Genomic DNA, 20,511 nt, shown 5'->3' with positions numbered 1-20,511 from the left:
ATTTTGAAGCTAAAAGTATTCCGAACTGGCGATTTTCAACAGTTTGGGAGCATTAGTAATGCGGATGATTTTATTGTCCACTTCGATTAATGATCCCTCTTTAAATTCTTTGAGTAAGCGACCTAAGCTCTCTCTTGCAGTACCAATAATGTTTGCCAGATCTTCTCGAGGGAGTAAAATATTTCCATCCTGCCCCTGGTACCTTTCATCCAAAATCAGAAGATACAATGCCAGTCGTTCGCGAAGTGGTTTCTGTGCAAGGACCGTTATGGTGTTTACCAGCACTCCAAATTCATGACTCATGTTTTGGATGAGCAATTGATTGAGGCGAGGAATGTCTCTCAGCAATTGATTGAAATTGGCTTTGCTGATGAATGATATTCTGCATTTTTCCAAAGCTTCGCAAGAATCTTCATAATGTTCGTCGCATAGAAGTGCATGATATCCAAAAAGGTCTCCGGCCTTGTAGATATAGAATATTTGATCTTTACCGTCCAAACCCGTCTTGTAGATTTTTGCCCGACCGCTTTCCACTAGAAATACACCTGTGGGAATTCCGCCTTCATAAAAGACTAGCTTACCTTTTTTGAAGAGGAGTTCTTCAGTATGTTTCAGAAAAAGCTCTTTTTCAGCAGGGAGCAGAGAAGAAAGGATTTTATCGCTTTCGAAATCAAACTTTTTAATGTCGATCTTCAAAATTCAGGTGATTTGAGCCGGCTCAAAATGTAACATTTATCACATTTTGACAATTATTAAGTCCTATTTTTTCCGTTCTGAGCTTTATTCCTTTGTCATGTGATTCGAAACAAAACCATATTGACTTTCATTTCACTGCTTCTTTTCGGGGCAATGGTTCTTTCAGATTCCAAGATCATCTATCTGGAACAAGAGGAGGTCGTAGAAAGTCGAGAGGTTGAAAGAGAGGAGCTGAAAGAAGGACAGGAGGGCAAAGGATATTTTAATTTAATTCTTTCGGGGGTTGGTGGTTTTCTATCTTCCTCCGGTGTTTCGGTTTCCGGTCGTTTTGCAAGATTCTTCACCAAGGAAATCAATACTCAAAAGTTTGACCCTCCAACCAGAGCTACACCATTGTTCATTGAGTACTGCTGCTTGAAGGTGCCACACTGCTAATCATACCCTAAGGTGAATCCATCCTGGATTCCTTCACTCCTGATTGCAACATCAGGTAAACCCTTCTTCATTTTACAGATTTTATAAAGCATAAGATTAGCATGTCTTTTCATACTATATTAGAAAATTTTGCTCATCCCGCTACATTATTCTTTTTCCTTGGGATGATCGCCATATTTGTTAAATCAGACCTTGAGGTTCCTCCTCAAATTGCCAAATTTCTGAGCATTTACCTGCTATTTGATATCGGCATTAAAGGAGGAGAGGAGTTGTTTCATAGTGGCTTCAGTGCTCAAGTGTTACTTGTGATTGTGGTTTGTGTATTGGGTTCATTCCTGATTCCGTTTGCCATGTTTTACATTCTTAAACAAAAGCTTAGTTCCTATGATGCTGGCGCAGTAGCTGCAACTTATGGGTCTATTTCTGCTGTTACTTTCGCCACGGCAACCGCTTTCCTTGAATCTCAGGGAGAGTCCTTTGGAGGTTATATGGTTGCAGGCATGGCGTTAATGGAATCTCCAGCCATAATAGCGGGATTGATCCTGATCAGGATGAATAGTAAAGGAGATGGTCAAACACAGCCGAATAAAGGGGGGCTAAAGCATATCTTGAGCGAAGCCTTTTTTAATGGTTCTGTCTTACTCCTTGTCGGAAGCCTTGTTATTGGCTATGTCGCCGGTGAAGCCGGAGAAAAGGAATTGAAACCTTTTGTCAACGAGATCTTTTTCGGCATGCTCAGTTTATACATGTTAGACATGGGTTTATTGGCTGCAAGACGTATAAAGGAGTTGAAAAAAGCTGGGGGATTTGTAGTGTCTTTTGCAACGCTATTTCCACCAATAATCGGGGTTTTGGCCATCCTGCTTTCCAATGCGCTGGGTTATAGTCCCGGGGACGCTCTTTTACAAACAGTTTTGCTTGCAAGTGCCTCATACATTGCCGTTCCTGCTGCTATGCGAATGGCGGTACCTCAGGTAAACATGAGTATTCTCTTGCCTATGTCATTGGGCATCACTTTTACCTTCAATATCTCAGTTGGTATACCTCTTTATTACTTTCTCATTCAATTAATCTGGTCTTAAACGCTTGCGAAATGGAATTACAAAAACTAGAAATCATTATCTCAAATTCTTACCTCGAACAACTTGTCAATCACTTAGAGGAGATAGGCGTCAATGGATATACCGCATTAGAAATATTCCGAGGTAAAGGCATAAGAACTGGTGAACATCTCTCAGAGGGTTTATTGCCTACCACTCGAAATACGCTTATTATTTGTCTGGTTACAGAACAGGTTGTAAATGAGATTTTTGAGGACCTAAGAAAGTACTTAGAAGATCGGAGTGGTGTATTGTTCACAGTACCTGTAATTCGACATATGGGAATCAAAGAGTAGAACTGATATGATTAATTGTGAAGGCTGATCAGGAATAATCAGCATCCTAGAAAATGTATTATGTAGTAATGAAGTCTCGGACTATCAAACTAGTAGCTTGTCAGTTGTTGATTTCCCTGTCCTGTTTAACGACTGTGCAGGTTGTGGGGCAAGGGAGATCCTCATCTGATTCCAAGGGGCAAAGGGTCATTTTAGACCATGTTGTTATGGAGGTGGATTCGATTGAATTCAACCAATCCGTACTTGATCTGGAACCTGTTTCAAGCTCTCTGTGCAAGTCATCATTTACGTTGACATTGCACAGTTCCTGGATTACGCTTTCTTTAGATCAGCATCCTATTGTCATTATTTCCAATGGTCTTAGGTCTGCAGTTTCCTTTTACTTTGAACTAGACTCCAGTCAGAAGATACTCAATGTCGAAGCTGAATGGAATACTAGGTATTCGGTGGACATACCACTTCGTATGGCATATAAGACCTTTAGAAATGAAATGGGCATGTCGTCAATGATTAACCTTCTGAATCTTAATACTCCTTATTGTCGCGAAGGTCTTCCGCCATTGAACCTTTGGTTGTTCCAGAGTGCAGGATCCTCAAAAGAAGCAGCTAATGTCCAATTATTGGACTGGCATTTGCCAGTTGTCCATAAAAGGTATTCGGAAAAGGGTTTGTCTCACCATCTGGAAGCTGGAATTTATGCGAATGAAGTTGATAAAAGATATTTATTAAGTTCAATGCTAGCTATTGGTTTGGATTCGTCAAACGTTTCAGAAAATCAATTGCGCTTGTTCAATTCTGAATTACTTTCTAGTAGCCTGGCATTTCTAAAAGTATATAGGGACGATTTATTAATTCCACAAGCTGCTATTGCCACTAATTTCTTCAAATTGTCAACTGAAGAAGACCATTACCTTATAAAATTCAATTGAGTTGGAAGGTTCTCAGAGAAAAGTATACTGGTGGTGGTTATTAGCAATAGCGGCCGTGTTGTCTATTCTTCTTTTGAGTTGAATGAAGTACGGAAATTAAATGTTTCGTAGCGATATGAAATCGGTCGATAGAGGATCCAAAAAAGAATGAGAAGCCAATATGCTTTGACTTCTCATTACTCAAATTAACCTAGTTTATATCTAAACTAAAGGTAATCAAGACACTTGAAATATCATGATTCAAAAAAAGAATGAGCAGCCAATCGGGTTGACTACTCATTCATTTCAAATTAACCTAGTTAAAAAACTAGAATCACAAGATAGAAAAGGCTGGTCAAAGCCCTCGTCAAATTTGAGTTTGATGCTCTTTAAGTGAATAAGTTTAGATAATGTGCCTTATAATGAAGCAAAGAAGGGGACTGGCCCCTTCTTCATTGTGTTGTACTATTGAGTACTTGTCTAAGCCATATTTAATGGCACCTCTAAAATGAACCGTATAATTGATTTAGGTTTCCAAATTTCGATAACTGGGAATGATTTGGCGTTGATGAACCTTTTAAGATCAATGAAGCGCTTCTGAGCTCGTTCAATAAGATCGAAAAATGAATACTGATAATTTTGTGTTGACAATGTGAAATCAATGCACCACATCCTACATATCAAAAACATGGTCTGTAACCGCTGTATTGAGGCGGTCGAAGAGGAATTTGGGAATTCCGGGATTCCCGTGATGTCGGTTCACCTGGGAGAAGTGGCTTTGGGGCAAGAACTGGATTCAAAGGATAAATCGGCGATCAAGGAACGTCTGGAGGTCAGAGGGTTTGAACTACTGGAAGATAAGTCGAGCCAGTTGATTGAGCGGATTAAACAACTGATCATTGATTTGATCCATCGTCAGACAGAGCATTTGGAAACCAACAATTCTACTTATCTGGAAAGGCAGTTAGGGAAAGATTACAAGACCCTTAGTCAACTGTTCTCTTCAGTGGAAGGTGTCACCATCGAGCGCTACACGATTCTCCAGAGGATAGAACGAGCAAAGGAGCTACTGGTGTACGATGAATTGAATTCCAGTCAGATTGCTCATGAACTCGGTTACAGCAGTGTGCAACACCTTTCCAATCAGTTCAAAAAGGTTACCGGCATGTCTCCCAGTGAGTTTAAGAAACTAAGAAAACCCCTTCGCAAGCCTATTGATGGTTTGATGGATTGATGATTCGATGCTGCAATGATTTGATTATCCGATTGATCTAGGTTAAATGCTGAGTTGTCATGTGAATAAGCCATTCTTACACCATTTAAATCATACCATCAGAATATCAATAAATCAGCACATTAGATCATCAGAATAATCATATACATCTTTCCGAAAATTGTATAAACCCTGACCGGGGGTGATGCTCGTACTTTGTAAGTGTAAATGCAATGCTTATGAATGCGATTACAGTAGAAACCGATATACACTGCCACGGTTGTGTGAATGCCCTACGCCCTGGCTTAGATAATGATAATAAAGTTTCCGAATGGTCTGTGAACCTGGACCCGGAAGTAAAGACACTCACCGCTCAAGGTGAGGGATTGTCCGAAGCCCATTTGTCCAAGTTGCTGAAGGAAGCGGGTTACAATGTTGTGGGACAAAAGACGCCTTTCTGGATGGATATGCCTGTTTGGAAAAGAGCTTCCTTCAATACCCTCAATTGTCTGATTGGCTGTTCGATTGGTGATTTCGGAATGGTGTTTTTCCTACAAGCCTTTTATCCCGAAACGCCTATGATCTGGATGATGATCCTGGCAATCATCGCAGGGTTGATCACGTCGATTACGCTGGAAACTATTCTCCTGAAGTATAGGGAGCACTTCAATTGGACGTTTGCTCTGAAAACCGCCTTTGGTATGTCTTTCATTTCCATGGTGGCTATGGAGCTGGCCATGACCGGAACGGATTTTATGATCACCGGAGGCAAAGCGGCCTTTAATGACATTTGGTATTGGTTGGCGTTGGTTCCTGCTTTAGTAGTGGGTTTCATCACTCCTTTGCCGTACAATTATTACAAGTTGAAAAAGTACAATAAGGCCTGTCATTGAGTGGCATGAAAAACCACAAGATTCAAATTCCGTATCTTTACAGCTGAATGCACCTATTCAAGAAAATAGCGACCGTACTAATGGCAGCACTGCTACTGACTACCTCGGTAGGGGTAACGCTGCATAGACACTATTGCATGGGTAGGTTAATGGATACGTCTATCAATCACCCTGCAGCTTCTTGTATGTCCATGATGGACATGGGAGATGCGTCTGATGCAATGGGCTGCTGTAAGGATACGGTTGAAGAATTCAAGGTCGATGATCTGCAAAAGGCTCACTTTGATTTCAATGCTACTCCTGATTTGAATCTGCTAGCGGTTGTTACATACGTGCTTGTTGATTACAAGCTCTTCTCAACAGCCACTACGCAAAAGCAATTTCTCAACTATAAGCCCCCTTTGATTGCTCAGGATGTTCCTGTTCTTGTGCAGTCATTCCTCCTATAAGTTTTAGCATGTACCTGTCACACAGGTATAGGCATCACTTGATGCCTCATTAATTCTATTGTTCAATTCATACACATAGAATGATGCTATGCTTAATCATATCATTAAATTTTTCTTAGAGAAGAAGCTGGTCACCTTGTTGGTGGCTGTTTCTCTCATCACATGGGGCATTGCCACGGCACCATTTAATTGGGAATCAGACACGATCCCAAGAGATCCGGTGCCCGTAGATGCGATCCCCGATATTGGTGAAAACCAACAAATTGTATACACGGAGTGGATGGGCCGCTCACCGCAGGACATAGAGGATCAGGTTTCATATCCGCTAACCACGGCGCTGCTGGGTATTCCTGGCGTGAAGACCATCCGCAGTAACTCCATTTTCGGGCTTTCCAGTATTTACCTCATTTTCGAAGAAGGGGTCGAGTTCTATTGGAGCCGATCAAGAATACTGGAAAAGCTAAACTCACTTCCCTCCGGAACATTGCCGGAGGGCGTTCAACCTGCGCTAGGCCCTGATGCTACGGCATTGGGGCAAATTTTCTGGTACACGCTGGAAGGTCGTGATGAAGCCGGTCGGCCAGCTGGTGGTTGGGACCCGCAGGAATTGCGTTCTATCCAGGACTTTTATATCAAGTATGGACTCTCTTCTGCAGCAGGAGTTTCGGAAGTGGCTTCTATCGGAGGGTATGTGAAAGAGTACCAGGTAGAGATAGATCCCACGGCCATGAAAAGCTATGACGTGGATGTAGCCGACATCATGAACGCGGTGAAGAAAAGTAATCTTGATGTTGGCGCAAGAACGTTAGAGTTCAACAAAGCCGAGTACCTGGTTAGAGGTCTGGGCTACATCAAGAACATTTCCGATCTGGAAGAAGCGGTCGTGCTGGCCAGGAACAACATTCCCATTCGCATCAAGGATGTGGCCAGGGTACAGCTAGGACCTGCTACGCGTCGTGGAGGTCTGGATAAAGCTGGTGCCGAAGCTGTGGGCGCTGTAGTAGTGGCCCGGTATGGTTCTAATCCACTGGAGGTGATCAATAATGTGAAGGCCAAGATCGAGGAGCTTGCTCCTGGTTTGCCATCCAAGACGCTATCGGATGGTACGGTTTCCAAAGTCACGATTGTTCCTTTTTATGATCGCACAGGATTGATCAAGGAAACCCTGGGAACACTCGAAGAAGCTTTGTCTCTGGAAGTGCTGATCAGTGTGATTGTGGTGATTATCCTCGTCATTAATCTGAGGGCATCTATCCTTATCTCCAGTCTGCTACCTATCGGGGTTTTGATGACCTTCATTGCCATGCGCTACTTCGGTGTGTCGGCCAATATCGTGGCACTATCGGGTATTGCGATTGCCATTGGCGTGATGGTGGATGTGGGTGTCGTATTCACTGAGAACATCATCAGGCACCTTCAAATGCCCGAGAACAAAGACCTAGACTCACCGGGCCGACTTCAGGTCATCTATACGGCCACCACAGAAGTAGCTTCTGCGGTAATCACTGCATTGGCCACTACGGTGATCAGTTTCATTCCTGTATTTGCCTTACAGGCCCAGGAGGGGAAACTGTTTCAACCCTTGGCATTTACTAAGACGTTTGCGTTACTCGCTGCCCTGTTCATTGGATTGGTGATCATTCCGGCTTTTGCACATTGGATCTTCTCATTGAATTTCGGAAAAGACAAGGCTCGAAAGTTCTGGAACATAGGACTGATCCTATTGGGCATTGTCATTTTCTTTTTCATTCCCTGGGCTGGAATTGTATTGGCCATCATGGGCGTCAATAATTTCTTTGAAGACCGATGGAAAGGCAAATGGGCTTGGGTGCCGGGTTATCTCAATATTGCAGTGGTCCTGCTGACCGTGCTGTACTTTCTCACCAAAGAGTGGTTGCCACTTGGAGCGGGTTACAGCTGGTTCCTGAATTTCCTTTTTGTAGGCTTGATCATTGTGCTGGTGTTGGGGATTCTTCTCACAGTAGTTCGCTACTACACCAGGATATTGAGCTGGTGCCTGGAACATAAATGGCAATTTCTGACCCTGCCCATTGTGATCCTGATCTTTGGACTCCTCTCCTGGCAAGGATTTGATCGGGCTTTTGGTTTTGTCGCTAAAGGTGCCCATTCGGTCAATTGGGATGTACGAGAGTCTGGTTTCTGGGCTTCCATGAGTACGACCTTTCCGGGTGTAGGTAAAGAGTTCATGCCTCCTCTGGATGAAGGCTCTTATTTGCTCATGCCGACCACCATGCCACACTCAGGTGTTCAGGAAAACATCGAAACCATTCAGTTACTGGATCAGCTGGTGACGTCCATTCCCGAGGTTGAAATGACTGTTGGGAAATGGGGTCGTGTAGCTTCTGCGCTCGATCCTGCCCCGATTTCCATGTTTGAAAATGTGATCAACTACAAACCGGAGTACATCCTGGATGAAGATGGCCACCGTATGCGATTCAGGGTCAATGGAGACGGACATTTTGATTTGTCGAATGGTGAAACGTTTGAATGGAAAAGTGAAGCGCTAGCCAGTTTCAACGCAGACTTATTGATTCCAGCATCCACAGGGCAATATTTCCGCCAATGGCGTGAGCACATTCAATCCCCCAATGACATCTGGGGTGAGATCGTAAACATGGCCAACATTCCTGGAATGACCTCCGCACCGAAACTGCAGCCTATTGCCACCAGATTGGTGATGCTCTCAACGGGCATGCGTGCTCCAATGGGAATGAAGATCTACGGCCCTGACCTGGAAACGATAGAAGCAGTCGGGTTTGACATGGAAACGTTCCTGAAGCAAGTGCCTGGGGTGAAACCTAGTTCGGTCTTTGCGGATCGTGTAGTCGGGAAACCTTATCTGGAAATCAAGATCAATCGACAAGCCATTGCTCGATACGGGCTGAGTGTTGCAGACATGCAGATGTACATCGGCGTAGCTGTCGGCGGTAATGCTCAGACCACTACAGTTGAAGGCCGTGAGCGGTACCAGGTGCGGGTTCGATACGCGAGAGAACTTCGTGACAATCCCGATGACCTGAGTAATATTCTGATTCCTACTCCTACAGGCGTGCAAGTTCCCTTGAAGGAACTGGCAGAATTGCAATACGTCCGCGGACCACAGAACATCAAGAGTGAAGACACCTTCCTGGTGAGCTACGTGATCTTTGATAAGGAAGATGGGTTTGCCGAGGTGGATGTGGTAGAAGGTGCACAAGCCTATCTCAATGCGCAAATCGCTGATGGTGCATTGCAGATCCCAATGGGTGTGAGCTACAAGTTTGCCGGGAACTATGAAAACCAGATCCGAGCCACCAAACGACTGTCCATTGTAATCCCGATTAGCCTAATGGCCATTTTACTAATCCTGTATTTCCAGTTTGGAAAGCTACAGCCGACGTTAATGGTCTTTTCGGGCGTGTTTGTGGCCTTTGCGGGAGGATTTATTTTCATCTGGTTGTACGGTCAGGATTGGTTCCTGAATTTTTCACTCTTTGGAGCAGACCTGCGGGACCTCTTCCAGGTGCACACCATCAATCTAAGTGTAGCTGTTTGGGTGGGATTCATTGCCCTGTTTGGCGTGGCCACTGATGATGGCGTGATCATGGGTACGTATCTGAAGCAACACCTGGAGCGTGAAAAACCTAACTCCGTCGATGGAGTGCGGGCTGCAGTGCTGCATGCCGGTCAACAGCGGGTAAGGCCTGCGATGATGACTGCTGCTACCACAGTAATTGCCTTGTTGCCGGTTCTGACTTCTACAGGTAAGGGATCGGATATCATGGTGCCCATGGCAATCCCAACTTTCGGAGGTATGATCATCCAGGTGATTACCATGTTAGTCGTGCCGGTTTTGTACTGCATGTGGCAGGAACGTCAACTAAAATCAAATCCAGAGTCATGAGAAAAGTAGTCATAGTATTCATCATCATGATGCCTCTTTTGGCCGTCTGCCAGGTGGAGCCCTATCTGACCCTTGCGGCTGAGCACAATCCGGGATTGAAAGCGAAATTCAATGAGTACCTAGCAGCCATGGAGCGAATTCCACAGGCACAAACCTTGCCAGATCCGCAGGTTACTTTCGGGTTATTTGTCCAGCCTGTGGAGACTAGGGTTGGTCCTCAACGGGCTAGTCTGGCGGTTAGTCAGGCGTTTCCCTGGTTCGGGACTTTGAAAGCACAGGGTGCAGTGGCCACACAGATGGCAGACGCGAAGCTTCAGCTATTTGAGGATGCGAAACTGCAGCTATTCAGCGAGGTGCGGGTGGCTTATGATCAACTGTACTTACTGGATCGATCTATTGCGCTTACGAACGAGAATCTGGACCTGTTAAGTTCTTTCAAGGAACTGGCCAGGGTGAATTTCGAGAGTGGAAAAACCGGATTTGTCAATGTGCTTAGGGTTGAGATGGAGGAAAAGGAACTCCAGACTCAGCTTGCCTATTGGGAAGATAGCCGGACCGCTGCCAAGGTCGCGTTTGAGAAGTTGCTCAATACTCCTGTGGAGACTATCCAATTTGGCGATTCCCTTGAGATCATCGAATTGACCTTAGATAAGCAAGTGCTTTACGATAGCATCATCATTGCAAATCCTAAACTTCAGAGTATTCGATCCATGGTTCGGTCGAAAGAAGAACTCTTGAAAGTGACGGAGCTAAATGGTAAGCCGTCCTTTACCCTCGGAGCCAGCTATGTCAATATCAGTGAACGTTCAGGGGTGGAACTTCCCGACAATGGTCAGGATGCGTTTGTATTTCCTCAGGTGGGTTTGAAAATTCCGATCTATCGAAAGAAATACAAAGCGCAGGAAACTCAGGTCACTCTTGAAAAGGAAGGGCTTGAATACCAAATCGAGGAACAGAATAATCGGTTAGTCACTGCCCTGGAAGGGTTCATTCGTGATCACCTGGATGCAAAGCGCCGGGTGGTACTTTATCAGAACCTCCACGATCTGGCCGGTCGCTCCCTGTCGCTGTTGCAAACAGAGTTCACGACAGGAACGGCAGACTTTGAGGAGGTCTTGCGCATGGAGCGGAAGCTCCTGACCTATCAATTGGAAATTGAGAGAGCACGAGTTGAAACCAACCGTGCGATTTATCAAATCAATTACATCATCGGAAAATGAAAAAGATCAATATAAAACAAGTACTGATCGGGGTGGCATTGCTGGTTATTGGCGTGTTCCTCGGCGGCGTATTCTTTGGCGGATCTGGTAATTCCATGGCTCATGAAGGACATGAGCACGAAACCATGGCCGAAGTGTGGACTTGCAGCATGCACCCACAGGTGCGTGAAGATGGTCCTGGGAGTTGTCCTTTCTGCGGAATGGACCTGATACCGCTCTCCTCCAATGAGCAGGAAGTGGTGAACCTGGACGAGGTACAAATGACGGAAGCTGCGATGATGATGGCTTCCATCCAAACCGTGAAGGTGACGAAATCCACTCCTAAGAAGCAGGTTTATCTTACTGGGAAGATTGAAGCAGACGAAAGGAGTATAGCCAAAGTCACAGCACATTTTGATGGACGTGTTGAGAAGCTTTATGCAGACTTTACCGGGCAGTACATCCGTCAAGGTCAACGCCTGGCTACCATGTATTCACCAGACCTGGTAACAGCGCAAAAGGAGCTTTTCGAAGCATTGAAGTTCAAGGAGTCAAATCCTTCGTTCTATCAGGCGGCTATTCAGAAACTGAAACTGTGGGAGCTTACTGAATCGCAGATTGAAGCGATCATTGAAAAAGGAGAACCCCAATTCTACTTTGATGTGTACGCTCCTCGATCAGGAACAATCATGACTCGAAATGTGAGTCAGGGCGAACATGTGATGGATGGAAGTGTCCTTTTTGAGATCGCCAACCTGAACAGGTTGTGGGTGTTGTTTGATGCCTATGAAAGTGATCTGCCCTGGATAAGCACAGGAGACTCTATATCGTTTAAAGTGCAGTCCATTCCTGGACAAACCTTTGAAAGTGTGGTGACCTTCATTGATCCGGTGGTCAATAAGCAAACGAGAACCGCTTCGGTACGCACAGAGATCAGGAACACTGACAATTTTCTTAAGCCTGAAATGTTTGTGGAAGGAGCAGTGGAGGCAGGCCTGACTATGGGAGAGGCGGCTGTGTTGGTACCAAAATCGGCCATTCTCTGGACCGGTAAAAGAGCAGTCGCGTATGTGAAGCGTCCTAACTACAGTCAACCTACTTTTCAATTCAGAGAGGTGGAACTAGGCCCTGATGCCGGAGACTACTACGTGGTGAATGCTGGACTGGAGGAAGATGAAGAAGTGGCTGCCAATGGTGTTTTCAAGATTGATGCAGCAGCTCAACTTCAGGGAAAGATCTCCATGATGAATCGCCAGACGGCCAGTCCCATGGGCGGCAAACCATCTACTGGTCATGATCATGGCGGAATGGAAGATCACTCTGGTCATGAAATGAGTCATCCCGAGGTGAACATTTCCGGTGAGCTCTATGAAGTGAGTGCGACGTTTCGCGATCAGTTGAAGGCTGTTTTCGAGACCTACCTGCCGCTAAAAGATGCCCTAGTAGAAACAGATGCCTCCACGGCCAAAGAAAAGGCGGAGCCGTTTCTGGCCTCCATCAACGCAGTAGATATGTCGCTGGTGAAAGGTGATGCGCACGTAGAGTGGATGAAAGACCTGAGCGTGCTTAAGACTACTGCGGAAATGATCGTGTCGGAATCGGACGTTGAGAAAATCCGAACCACACTTTCACCACTCAGTGACCAGCTGTACCAAACCCTGATCAAGTTTCAGGTAGAAACCGGAGGATTTCGCCAGTACTGCCCGATGGCCTTTGATTTTAAAGGGGCTTTCTGGCTTAGCGATTCGGACGAAGTACTCAACCCTTATTTCGGAGATGAAATGCTCACCTGTGGCAACGTCGAAGAAGAATTAAAGTGACCCTCAAACCTAAGAAATTATAAACATGAAAAATCTAACATTCCTTTTGATCCTGGTGATCCTTGGAGCGTGCTCAGCTCCTGAGAATAAGTCTGAAGACCATAGTGGCCATGAAGGTCATGCTGCAGCAAGTTCAGAAAAGCCTAAATCCAAGAGTCCCGCTAAAATGGCCATGACCAATGTGGGTAAAAACCATGTGCATATCGAGTATCATTCACCAAGTAAGCGCGGACGTCAGATCTTCGGTGGCCTGGTAGCCTATGGTGAAGTTTGGGTGACGGGTGCACACAATGCCACTTCCATTCGCTTCTCTAAGGATGTCGAAATTGGAGGGACACAAATACCAATAGGAAAGTATGCGCTGTTTACCATTCCTGGTGAAGAAGAGTGGACTGTGATCATCAATAAAAACTGGGAGCAGCACTTAGCCGATGATTACGATCAGGCTGAAGATGTGGTGAGATTTCAGGTGACTCCAAAGAAGCTGGATCAGCCAATGGAGTCATTGACCTATTTGGTAGAGCTTGTTGATGAAGCAACTGGTACCATCACCATTTCCTGGGATGATGTGGCCATCAGTTTTGAAGTAAAGAATAGCTGATGAAAGGGGCCTATATCTTTTTATTCCTTTTGGTCCTCGGGTGTACTCAGGGACCAAAGGAGCAGGATGCTGAGGTAAAGCAGGCATTGGCTGCCGTGGCCTCACCGGCTATAGGTAATAGCTCATTGCCTTATTTGATCTCCGGTGATGATGGTGAGTTGTATTTATCCTGGGTAGAGCAATTGGGAGATACCGCGCTTTTGAAATATGCGAAATGGGAAGGGAATAACTGGTCTTCTACCGAGGACATTGCTTCTGGTACGGATTGGTTTGTCAATTGGGCTGATTATCCCATGTTGGCCGCTAGTAAGGACGGAGGAATGGTTGCGCATTATCTGGCCAAGAGTTCTTCAGGTACTTATTCTTACGACGTGAACATTACCAGGAAAGTCGAAAATACCTAGACTGCATCGATGGTCCCACACAAGGATGGTACTCCTACCGAGCATGGATTTGCAACCATGATCCCCACGGCAACTAATGGATTTCAACTGGCCTGGCTGGATGGCAGAAACACTTCTGGTGGTCATGGTGAACACCAGGGAGCTATGACGATAAGAGCGGCCATGCTGGATGATCAGGGAGCACTTTCTAACGAAGTGGAATTGGACAATCGGGTTTGTGATTGCTGTCAAACCGGTGGAGCCATGACCACTAATGGACCGGTTGTCGTTTATCGTGATCGCTCTGAAATGGAAGTTCGCGACATGTCTATTGTTAGACTGGTAGAAGGAGAATGGACTGCACCACAAACGATCTATGCCGACAATTGGAAGATTGAAGGCTGTCCGGTCAATGGACCGAGAGCCGATGCGGTGGGGAATACTTTGGCGGTAGCCTGGTTTGCCGCTCCTAATAAGCAACCACAAGTAAAATTGATCTTCTCGGAGGATGGAGGCGCAAGCTTCGGTAATCCGGTGACCATTGATAATCAAATGCCCCTGGGACGTGTAGATGTGGTAATGATCGATGAAGAGAAAGCCATGATCAGCTGGCTAGGTCGTGAAGGGGAAAACAGTGTCATCAAAGCCAGGATCGTGAGTAAGACTGGACGCGCAGAACCTGCTATGACCATTGCCCAAAGCAATGAGTCTAGAGGTAGCGGCTTCCCTCAAATGGCTTATCACGACGGTGAAATGTGGTTTGCCTGGACTGATCTGGCAGAAGATAGTAACTCGGTGAAGGTGGCTAAGGTGGGGATGTGACGTATTAAATTGTGATGTGAAACCAACTTTTCATGAAATTCTTAGCTGCTATTTTATCGATATTGCTTTTCGTAAGTTGTCGTACTGACTTGCAAGTTGCAGAGCATTTCAACAACCAGATCAAAGGACTCACTTTTACTGGCCCTGGTCGTGGGCCGTATGATTCAACAGCTTTTAGTAATATGGCGGAAATCAATGGAAACTTTGTGGCTCTTGTCCCTGAGGCTACTGTTTATCGTCAAACTTTACAAGTCAAATACAGTTTTCAACGGCAATGGTATGGTGAAACCAAGCAGGCCGTTTATGAGGGTGTCGGACTGGCAAGGAAACATGGACTGAAGATCATGTTAAAGCCTCATTTGGCGATAGGTTGGGACATGACTGGGTGGGAGGAACCAGAGGTCAATTTTGAAGATAGTATTTCGAGAATGCAATATGCGAGGAGTGCAAGGCAGTTCATATCAAGTCAGGAAAGTAAGGTAGAAGGTAACAGTAGCTGGAGATGAGATTTTGCAGTAAAAACAGAGGAAGATTGGCAGGTCTTTGAGAAGGGATATATTGACTTCATACTTGACTATGCCCGGATTGCTGACTCACTGGATGTTGAATTATTTTGTGTAGGTACTGAGCTTAAGCGCGTGGCATTAGAACGGCCTGACTTTTTCCGAAAGTTGGCGAAACAAGTCCGGGAAGTCTATGATGGACCAATAATTTATGCCGCAAATTGGGACAGTTACGACAAGATCAAGTTTTGGAATTCTTTCGATTATATCGGAGTGGATGCCTATTTCCCTTTGAGCAATGAGCGTTTGCCATCCAAAGAGGCGTTGATAAAATCTTGGGAAAGGATCTCTTCAGAGCTTGAGAAAATTTCATCATCACACCAACGGGGTATTATCCTTACGGAATGGGGTTATGAGGATGAGGAGTATGTAGGTAAAGAACCCTGGATCATGACAAAGAGAGATGCTTTAAACAATGAAGTATTACAAACCTGGGCCTATGAAAGTATGTTCGAAACGATCTGGGATGAGAGTTGGATGAAGGGTGTATTTGTATGGAGATGGGAGCCACATCGTCGCCATAAAGCACGACCTAATTATTCTCCAGATGGCAAGAAAGCACAGCGAGTTTTGGAAGAGTGGTTTGGCAAGGAATGATCTTTTACGCTTCTCCATGATGTTTGTTAAAAGGCATAAGTTTAGTAACTGAGGTCTTGGTGCATGGACGCATTATTTTGATCATCGTAATTAATAAATATCCCTTTTCGGACGAAATAATACTCTTGCCTGAAATTCTTATCTTTAATTACCACATTTCCTTCTTCATCTTTCGCTTTTACTTTATGTGCTGGAAGTAAATAATTACTCAAAATCTTGTTCAGTTTTTTCAAGGACTTTCTTGAGAACTGAATATTTATCAACCTATTCAGAGATTCCACATAAAGTAGTACTGGCCTGTCAGATACCGTAGTATAGAATTGTGGCACCGTATATGGCTTTACTCCTGTAAGGCTTGGTGTTATCCAATACTGACGGGAAATACTATCACACGATACTTTGGACTCATACAACTTAATATAGCCAAGACCTTTTGAAAAATGTTCATCCTCATTTTCAGTTTTCTCAATCAAATCTTCAATACTTTCAATTAAGAACTGATCGCTTAATGTTACTTCTTTGATGTCTAAATGTTGCCCGTAAACTATGTTTACGAGCAACCCAAAGACGATTATGAGATATTTTTTCATTCTATTTCAAGTCATTGCAAGTCGAAGATAAGCCACCTGACTTGACATTGAAAAACGAACTACTTGTATTATACTGCGCAACTGCTCCACACCCAATCACATAGTGGTTGACCATTGGATATTCGCGAGCTCTGTTTCTGTCACCTTCACTCACCGTATGGGATACACCGTTGGTCCCATCGGATCTACAAGGTGCATGAGTGTGAACACTAGCCACCACAGGTATTAGATAAAATTGAGATCTGCCACTTCCTATCTTTATCATGCCTTGATAGTTCAAATTAGGTTGGCCATTTGAAGCATAATAAGCATCTCCTTCAAATACATAAAGGCCCTGCGCATTTCCTCCGTTATAACTCAGAACATCAGTAACAAACAAGGAACCATCTGCAGCTATATACGCATTTACCTCATTGTTAGGATAATTATTCCACATCGCAGATGCTCCGGTACACTTGTTTTGATATTCCTGTAAAGGTTTTTTGCTTAGAATTCTTTTTATCTCTTCATCGGATAGTTCAATTGTACGCATAGGAATTGGATTATCAGGGGCTTCCGGACACTCCTCATTACCCATCGTGCTACAGTCTATATTGGAATCATGCGTAGTATCACCTCCCGTTGTGTCTCCGGTGCCAGAACTACCTCCTGATCCTGTGGTACCCGTGCCGCCACCACTATACCACAAGTTATTATCTCCGGTAAAGAAGCAATCTGTCCCGTACTCATAGGTTGTGAACGTGGTACCATCTGGTGTAGTTCTAATAATTTGCCATATTACTGTTTGGGTGCATACTTCATCTTCTACTCTACCATTATAATAATCTTGACTTAGACCATTTTCCATCCTGGTTGAGTTTAACAATTCGCCATCCAGATTGTAGATTTCTAATCTACCAGTAAAATTCTTCCATTGAACTTCTTCGCCAGAGGTCGCAATCCATTCCAAATCCGGGACTTGTCTTAGGATTTTGGTGGTCGTTTTTCCATCGACGTTTTGGATGATGAGATTGGAAAAGATAAATGGATCATCACTTTTGAACAAAAGACTAAATCGTTCAAGGCTATCAAATTTTATCATCGCCACTTCCGTTTGATCCAACTCTCCGAAATGGGTTTCTATTCTTGCGCCAGAGGGAGAATTCATAATGTCTTTAAGTATGTTTCCTAGGTTTTCACTATCGGATACGCTAATGGTTTTTCTTTCCCATGAATGTCTTGATTCAGGACTGACTTCATCAATAGTCTGGTCACATGCCCAGAGAATAAAGATAATGAGTAGTATAAATAGCTTCGGAATTCTTAATTGGTTCATTTGTATATAAGGATTTATAGGATAAAATTTTAATAGTTAGCGCTATTAATCTGAGGATGAAACTTCCAAAATGAGGAGGGCTTAACAACACCCACCCTGGTCAGGTGAGCAATGCTAACCCCATCCTCGGCTTCTGAAACATGCACCCGCTTAACCAGGGTGCATTCCATTTGATATTGTATCTTAGGGTTGAAACAGTAACGGTTTATCGTAGAGCTTAAAGAAAGTCGGGACGTGTGTCCCGACTTTGCCATAGAACCAGCATCGGTATTACTCCGCCAAACAGAGCATACATCTTAATAATTCTCAAGGCACAGCAGGGTTCTACATCTACTGCAAATACAATCAGTATATCTTCTGTAATGGAGACAGAAGTTTTCGTTTGATATTTTATTATCTTCATAAGAAGAGACGGGTTTACTCACTAGAAACCCGTCCTTTAACCAGCTGTCGTTACTCAGCAATCAACCTAGATTCCTTCCGCGAATCAAGAGCCTAAAACTCTAAACTTGCGTCAGAAAATTTGCTCCTTCGGTATCACATGGTCAGCCTTCTGAAGCATATATTTTTCAGACTACCTAATAAGAGGTAAGCACTACTAAATATCTTTGACTCATCTACGGTTTGCTTATATTGCCCACTGTAGTGAGTTACAAGTCAAATTACGCTAACTATTTTCTAATAAACAAGCAAAATTCTAAATTTTGTTTTCTGCTTTCGCTATATGAGTTCCCTTTCAAGTAGAATAAAACATCTTATTGATCTCAAAGACCTCAACATTAGCAGGTTCGAAAAAGCCATTGGAGTAGCAAACAATACTATCGGTACATTCCTCAGAAGAGACACGAGTTTAAGCAGTGATATACTGGTCAAAATTCTGAACACATTCCCTGACGTAAATTCTAAATGGCTCCTTTTAGGACAAGGTGAAGTGTTAGGGACAGTGGATGAAAATGCAGAACCAACTGAACTCACAACTTTAGTAGATGAAATATTACAGATGGGAATAACTTCAGAGGTTGCAGAAAAATTGACTGTACTTCGTGAGTTCTTAGTTCATCTGGATATGGATCATGCCATGCAAAAGGTGCAAATAACAAAACTGAAAACTCGTAACGATGAACTTTCTGCCCTCTTGAAAAACTCTTTACTATTCCCCTCTAAAAAGTAAAATCCTATTTGTACTTTTCTTCGATTTTAACGTATCGTCTACGAAGCCGAATAGTTCTGATAATAACGAAAAGGGCAAAACCAACAAAAACCACTAGAGAAGGCACCAGCCATATAATATGCGATCTGAGCCAAGAGTTAACTGAATTCAGGTTCTTGTTCTTCTCGTACTGAGCAATTACATTGGTCATGTTGAATTGTTGCGAAAGCAATTTCGCTTCTTGGATCATCGCTATGTATCGAGTTGCTTCATCATGATAGAGCTGATCATACTTCCGCGCTTGGACCAAGTTTCCTTCGTCTAAATATAGATGCTCTATGGTTCTATATATCTCAAAATCTTCTTCGTCAGGATTGAGTGGATAATATTCAAGCGCTGAAATAAGCATTTTCAGGTCTTTTCTGTAGGTTCCGTAATCTTGTAAAGTGACAAATTGTTCGTTGCCTTTTTTCAATTCAAGTGCACGATGAAATAAATCCGAAGGATCTTCACCGATCTCTTGAAGTAGAAGAGCTTTATTATGCAACGCCCTGGCTAAGTACTTGCCGGAATAATTAAGCGTTAGAATAGAATCATAATAATTGATTGCAGTTGGGATATCATCTAGAAGATGAGCTGAGCGACCAAGAAAGTTTAAGCATCGAGCTTGTAAAGCCTGATCATAGGTATTCTTTAAGGCGATTTTTAATTGAGCGATTGCATCGCCATATTCTCCGGCATTGTAGTATATCAATCCATAATTAAAATGAAGAAAAAACAGCTCTCTTTCCTGCTTACTTATCGATTCTCCTTCTTCGATTGCCGTACTTAATTCCGACAATAATTTCTCGGCATCTTCAATGAATTTTTGAGCTTCCACAAATTGTCCTGTTCTCCTGTACAACCAGGAAATATTCATATAGCAGTCAAACAGATCTTCAACAGACTGGTCGAATTGTAAGCTTTCAAGATTGTAAAGTAATGATTTCGCGAGATTGCCTTGCTTCTTTTGTGAGTATGCGAGGAATGCAAGCTGCTTTGCTGATGGCTCTAATGTTTTTAGTAATACCTCAGCCTCTTCATACTTTTTAGATGCGATAAGGTTATTTACTTCCTGCAATGTTTCGTTTGCTACCAAAGGCATAGAGCATGCCAGGAATAGAAATAGTAGAATCAATCGCATAACTGTGAAAAAGGTATCCCTCAAATATAAGGATACCCTTTTAACAATAGTGTGTGTATCATTTAAATACCTAGCTATTTATCTTAAATGTGATTAACCTGCTTTTGGTGGACGATAATCATCATCGTCATCATCACCATTCTCCAATAAGGGTGATTCATCAATATTCTCGATTAAGTCGTTGAAAGTAGTATCCTCAGCACATGAACTTAAAAAGCCTATCATAAGTGATAGAATAATGACTCTAGTGAGGTTCGTAATTTGAGATTTCATAAAGTAAACTGTTATTATTAAGATGTAAAACCTCTAAACTACAATTAGCAATAAAAGATACTTGATCGTAAAAGCTAAATAATTCTAAATAACGAATATATCAATTGATATTATCTTATGT

21 protein-coding genes are annotated in these 20,511 nt (G+C 43.5%); 16 read left to right on the top strand and 5 right to left on the bottom strand.

Going from position 1 to position 20,511, the window contains the following annotated elements; genetic code table 11:
- Positions 1-9: 9 nt before the first annotated feature.
- The gene (locus R8G66_32055; protein ID MDW3197056.1) at positions 10-696 is read right to left on the bottom strand and encodes a Crp/Fnr family transcriptional regulator; all 687 of its coding nucleotides are present in this window, start codon (positions 694-696) and stop codon (positions 10-12) included.
- 99 nt (positions 697-795) lie between these two features.
- On the opposite strand from R8G66_32055, the gene R8G66_32050 reads away from it, so the two are divergent.
- From R8G66_32050 to R8G66_31980, 15 genes are all read left to right on the top strand, one after another.
- The gene (locus tag R8G66_32050; protein ID MDW3197055.1) at positions 796-1,131 is read left to right on the top strand and encodes a hypothetical protein; all 336 of its coding nucleotides are present in this window, start codon (positions 796-798) and stop codon (positions 1,129-1,131) included.
- A 101-nt stretch (positions 1,132-1,232) separates the two neighbouring features.
- The gene (locus R8G66_32045) at positions 1,233-2,213 is read left to right on the top strand and encodes a sodium-dependent bicarbonate transport family permease (GenBank protein MDW3197054.1); all 981 of its coding nucleotides are present in this window, start codon (positions 1,233-1,235) and stop codon (positions 2,211-2,213) included.
- Between the two features lie 11 nt (positions 2,214-2,224).
- Positions 2,225-2,527, top strand: a complete 303-nt coding sequence (locus R8G66_32040) for a hypothetical protein (GenBank protein ID MDW3197053.1) — start codon at positions 2,225-2,227, stop codon at positions 2,525-2,527.
- A 464-nt stretch (positions 2,528-2,991) separates the two neighbouring features.
- A complete protein-coding gene (locus tag R8G66_32035) occupies positions 2,992-3,456 on the top strand; it encodes a hypothetical protein (GenBank protein MDW3197052.1) in 465 nt (154 codons plus the stop codon).
- Positions 3,457-4,096: 640 nt separating this feature from the next.
- A complete protein-coding gene (locus R8G66_32030; protein ID MDW3197051.1) occupies positions 4,097-4,669 on the top strand; it encodes an AraC family transcriptional regulator in 573 nt (190 codons plus the stop codon).
- Between the two features lie 218 nt (positions 4,670-4,887).
- The gene (locus R8G66_32025) at positions 4,888-5,541 is read left to right on the top strand and encodes a DUF4396 domain-containing protein (GenBank protein MDW3197050.1); all 654 of its coding nucleotides are present in this window, start codon (positions 4,888-4,890) and stop codon (positions 5,539-5,541) included.
- 80 nt (positions 5,542-5,621) lie between these two features.
- Positions 5,622-5,990: a hypothetical protein gene (locus R8G66_32020; protein ID MDW3197049.1), complete on the top strand. Its 369-nt coding sequence runs from the start codon at positions 5,622-5,624 to the stop codon at positions 5,988-5,990.
- Between the two features lie 88 nt (positions 5,991-6,078).
- Positions 6,079-9,894 (top strand): efflux RND transporter permease subunit, encoded by a 3,816-nt coding sequence (locus R8G66_32015; GenBank protein ID MDW3197048.1) that lies wholly within the window; start codon positions 6,079-6,081, stop codon positions 9,892-9,894.
- Positions 9,891-11,114, top strand: coding sequence for a TolC family protein (locus tag R8G66_32010; GenBank protein ID MDW3197047.1), 1,224 nt, complete (start codon positions 9,891-9,893; stop codon positions 11,112-11,114). Before R8G66_32015 ends, R8G66_32010 begins: the two co-directional genes overlap by 4 nt.
- The gene (locus R8G66_32005) at positions 11,111-12,913 is read left to right on the top strand and encodes an efflux RND transporter periplasmic adaptor subunit (protein ID MDW3197046.1); all 1,803 of its coding nucleotides are present in this window, start codon (positions 11,111-11,113) and stop codon (positions 12,911-12,913) included. The genes R8G66_32010 and R8G66_32005 overlap by 4 nt, the downstream gene beginning before the upstream one ends.
- Positions 12,914-12,938: 25 nt before the next feature.
- The gene (locus R8G66_32000; protein ID MDW3197045.1) at positions 12,939-13,514 is read left to right on the top strand and encodes a DUF2911 domain-containing protein; all 576 of its coding nucleotides are present in this window, start codon (positions 12,939-12,941) and stop codon (positions 13,512-13,514) included.
- Positions 13,514-13,918 (top strand): hypothetical protein, encoded by a 405-nt coding sequence (locus R8G66_31995; GenBank protein ID MDW3197044.1) that lies wholly within the window; start codon positions 13,514-13,516, stop codon positions 13,916-13,918. The genes R8G66_32000 and R8G66_31995 overlap by 1 nt, the downstream gene beginning before the upstream one ends.
- A gap of 9 nt (positions 13,919-13,927) precedes the next feature.
- Positions 13,928-14,719 (top strand): hypothetical protein, encoded by a 792-nt coding sequence (locus tag R8G66_31990; protein ID MDW3197043.1) that lies wholly within the window; start codon positions 13,928-13,930, stop codon positions 14,717-14,719.
- A gap of 32 nt (positions 14,720-14,751) precedes the next feature.
- Positions 14,752-15,225 carry a hypothetical protein gene (locus R8G66_31985; protein ID MDW3197042.1) on the top strand — a complete coding sequence of 158 codons (474 nt, stop codon included), beginning with the start codon at positions 14,752-14,754 and terminating at the stop codon, positions 15,223-15,225.
- 132 nt (positions 15,226-15,357) lie between these two features.
- Positions 15,358-15,879 carry a hypothetical protein gene (locus tag R8G66_31980; protein ID MDW3197041.1) on the top strand — a complete coding sequence of 174 codons (522 nt, stop codon included), beginning with the start codon at positions 15,358-15,360 and terminating at the stop codon, positions 15,877-15,879.
- A gap of 41 nt (positions 15,880-15,920) precedes the next feature.
- Here R8G66_31980 and R8G66_31975 read toward each other — a convergent pair whose 3' ends face one another.
- Together R8G66_31975 and R8G66_31970 are read right to left on the bottom strand one after the other, a co-directional pair.
- Positions 15,921-16,469, bottom strand: a complete 549-nt coding sequence (locus R8G66_31975) for a hypothetical protein (GenBank protein ID MDW3197040.1) — start codon at positions 16,467-16,469, stop codon at positions 15,921-15,923.
- Between the two features lies 1 nt (position 16,470).
- On the bottom strand, positions 16,471-17,784 hold the full coding sequence (locus R8G66_31970; protein ID MDW3197039.1) for a hypothetical protein: 1,314 nt from the start codon (positions 17,782-17,784) through the stop codon (positions 16,471-16,473).
- Positions 17,785-18,508: 724 nt separating this feature from the next.
- On the opposite strand from R8G66_31970, the gene R8G66_31965 reads away from it, so the two are divergent.
- Complete coding sequence (locus R8G66_31965; GenBank protein MDW3197038.1) at positions 18,509-18,955, top strand: hypothetical protein; 447 nt, start codon at positions 18,509-18,511, stop codon at positions 18,953-18,955.
- A 4-nt stretch (positions 18,956-18,959) separates the two neighbouring features.
- On the opposite strand, the gene R8G66_31960 is transcribed toward R8G66_31965, so the two are convergent.
- Complete coding sequence (locus R8G66_31960) at positions 18,960-20,117, bottom strand: tetratricopeptide repeat protein (protein MDW3197037.1); 1,158 nt, start codon at positions 20,115-20,117, stop codon at positions 18,960-18,962.
- Positions 20,118-20,210: 93 nt separating this feature from the next.
- A complete protein-coding gene (locus R8G66_31955) occupies positions 20,211-20,342 on the bottom strand; it encodes a hypothetical protein (protein ID MDW3197036.1) in 132 nt (43 codons plus the stop codon).
- Positions 20,343-20,511 lie beyond the last annotated feature (169 nt).

The sequence above is a fragment of the Cytophagales bacterium genome (genome assembly GCA_033344775.1).
Taxonomy (GTDB): Bacteria; Bacteroidota; Bacteroidia; order Cytophagales; family Cyclobacteriaceae; genus JAWPMT01.
This window is presented reverse-complemented; position numbering and strand designations above follow the sequence as displayed.

Coding starts and splice junctions, on each gene's coding strand:
- R8G66_31990 (MDW3197043.1), top strand. CDS start 13,928: ATGGTCCCACACAAGGATGGTACTCCTACCGAGCATGGATTTGCAACC.
- R8G66_32005 (MDW3197046.1), top strand. CDS start 11,111: ATGAAAAAGATCAATATAAAACAAGTACTGATCGGGGTGGCATTGCTG.
- R8G66_31995 (MDW3197044.1), top strand. CDS start 13,514: ATGAAAGGGGCCTATATCTTTTTATTCCTTTTGGTCCTCGGGTGTACT.
- R8G66_32025 (MDW3197050.1), top strand. CDS start 4,888: ATGAATGCGATTACAGTAGAAACCGATATACACTGCCACGGTTGTGTG.
- R8G66_32000 (MDW3197045.1), top strand. CDS start 12,939: ATGAAAAATCTAACATTCCTTTTGATCCTGGTGATCCTTGGAGCGTGC.
- R8G66_32030 (MDW3197051.1), top strand. CDS start 4,097: ATGCACCACATCCTACATATCAAAAACATGGTCTGTAACCGCTGTATT.
- R8G66_32010 (MDW3197047.1), top strand. CDS start 9,891: ATGAGAAAAGTAGTCATAGTATTCATCATCATGATGCCTCTTTTGGCC.
- R8G66_31955 (MDW3197036.1), bottom strand. CDS start 20,342: ATGATAGGCTTTTTAAGTTCATGTGCTGAGGATACTACTTTCAACGAC.
- R8G66_31985 (MDW3197042.1), top strand. CDS start 14,752: ATGAAATTCTTAGCTGCTATTTTATCGATATTGCTTTTCGTAAGTTGT.
- R8G66_32035 (MDW3197052.1), top strand. CDS start 2,992: ATGGCATATAAGACCTTTAGAAATGAAATGGGCATGTCGTCAATGATT.
- R8G66_31970 (MDW3197039.1), bottom strand. CDS start 17,784: ATGAACCAATTAAGAATTCCGAAGCTATTTATACTACTCATTATCTTT.
- R8G66_32040 (MDW3197053.1), top strand. CDS start 2,225: ATGGAATTACAAAAACTAGAAATCATTATCTCAAATTCTTACCTCGAA.
- R8G66_32020 (MDW3197049.1), top strand. CDS start 5,622: ATGGCAGCACTGCTACTGACTACCTCGGTAGGGGTAACGCTGCATAGA.
- R8G66_31960 (MDW3197037.1), bottom strand. CDS start 20,117: ATGCGATTGATTCTACTATTTCTATTCCTGGCATGCTCTATGCCTTTG.
- R8G66_31965 (MDW3197038.1), top strand. CDS start 18,509: ATGAGTTCCCTTTCAAGTAGAATAAAACATCTTATTGATCTCAAAGAC.
- R8G66_31975 (MDW3197040.1), bottom strand. CDS start 16,469: ATGAAAAAATATCTCATAATCGTCTTTGGGTTGCTCGTAAACATAGTT.
- R8G66_32045 (MDW3197054.1), top strand. CDS start 1,233: ATGTCTTTTCATACTATATTAGAAAATTTTGCTCATCCCGCTACATTA.
- R8G66_32015 (MDW3197048.1), top strand. CDS start 6,079: ATGCTTAATCATATCATTAAATTTTTCTTAGAGAAGAAGCTGGTCACC.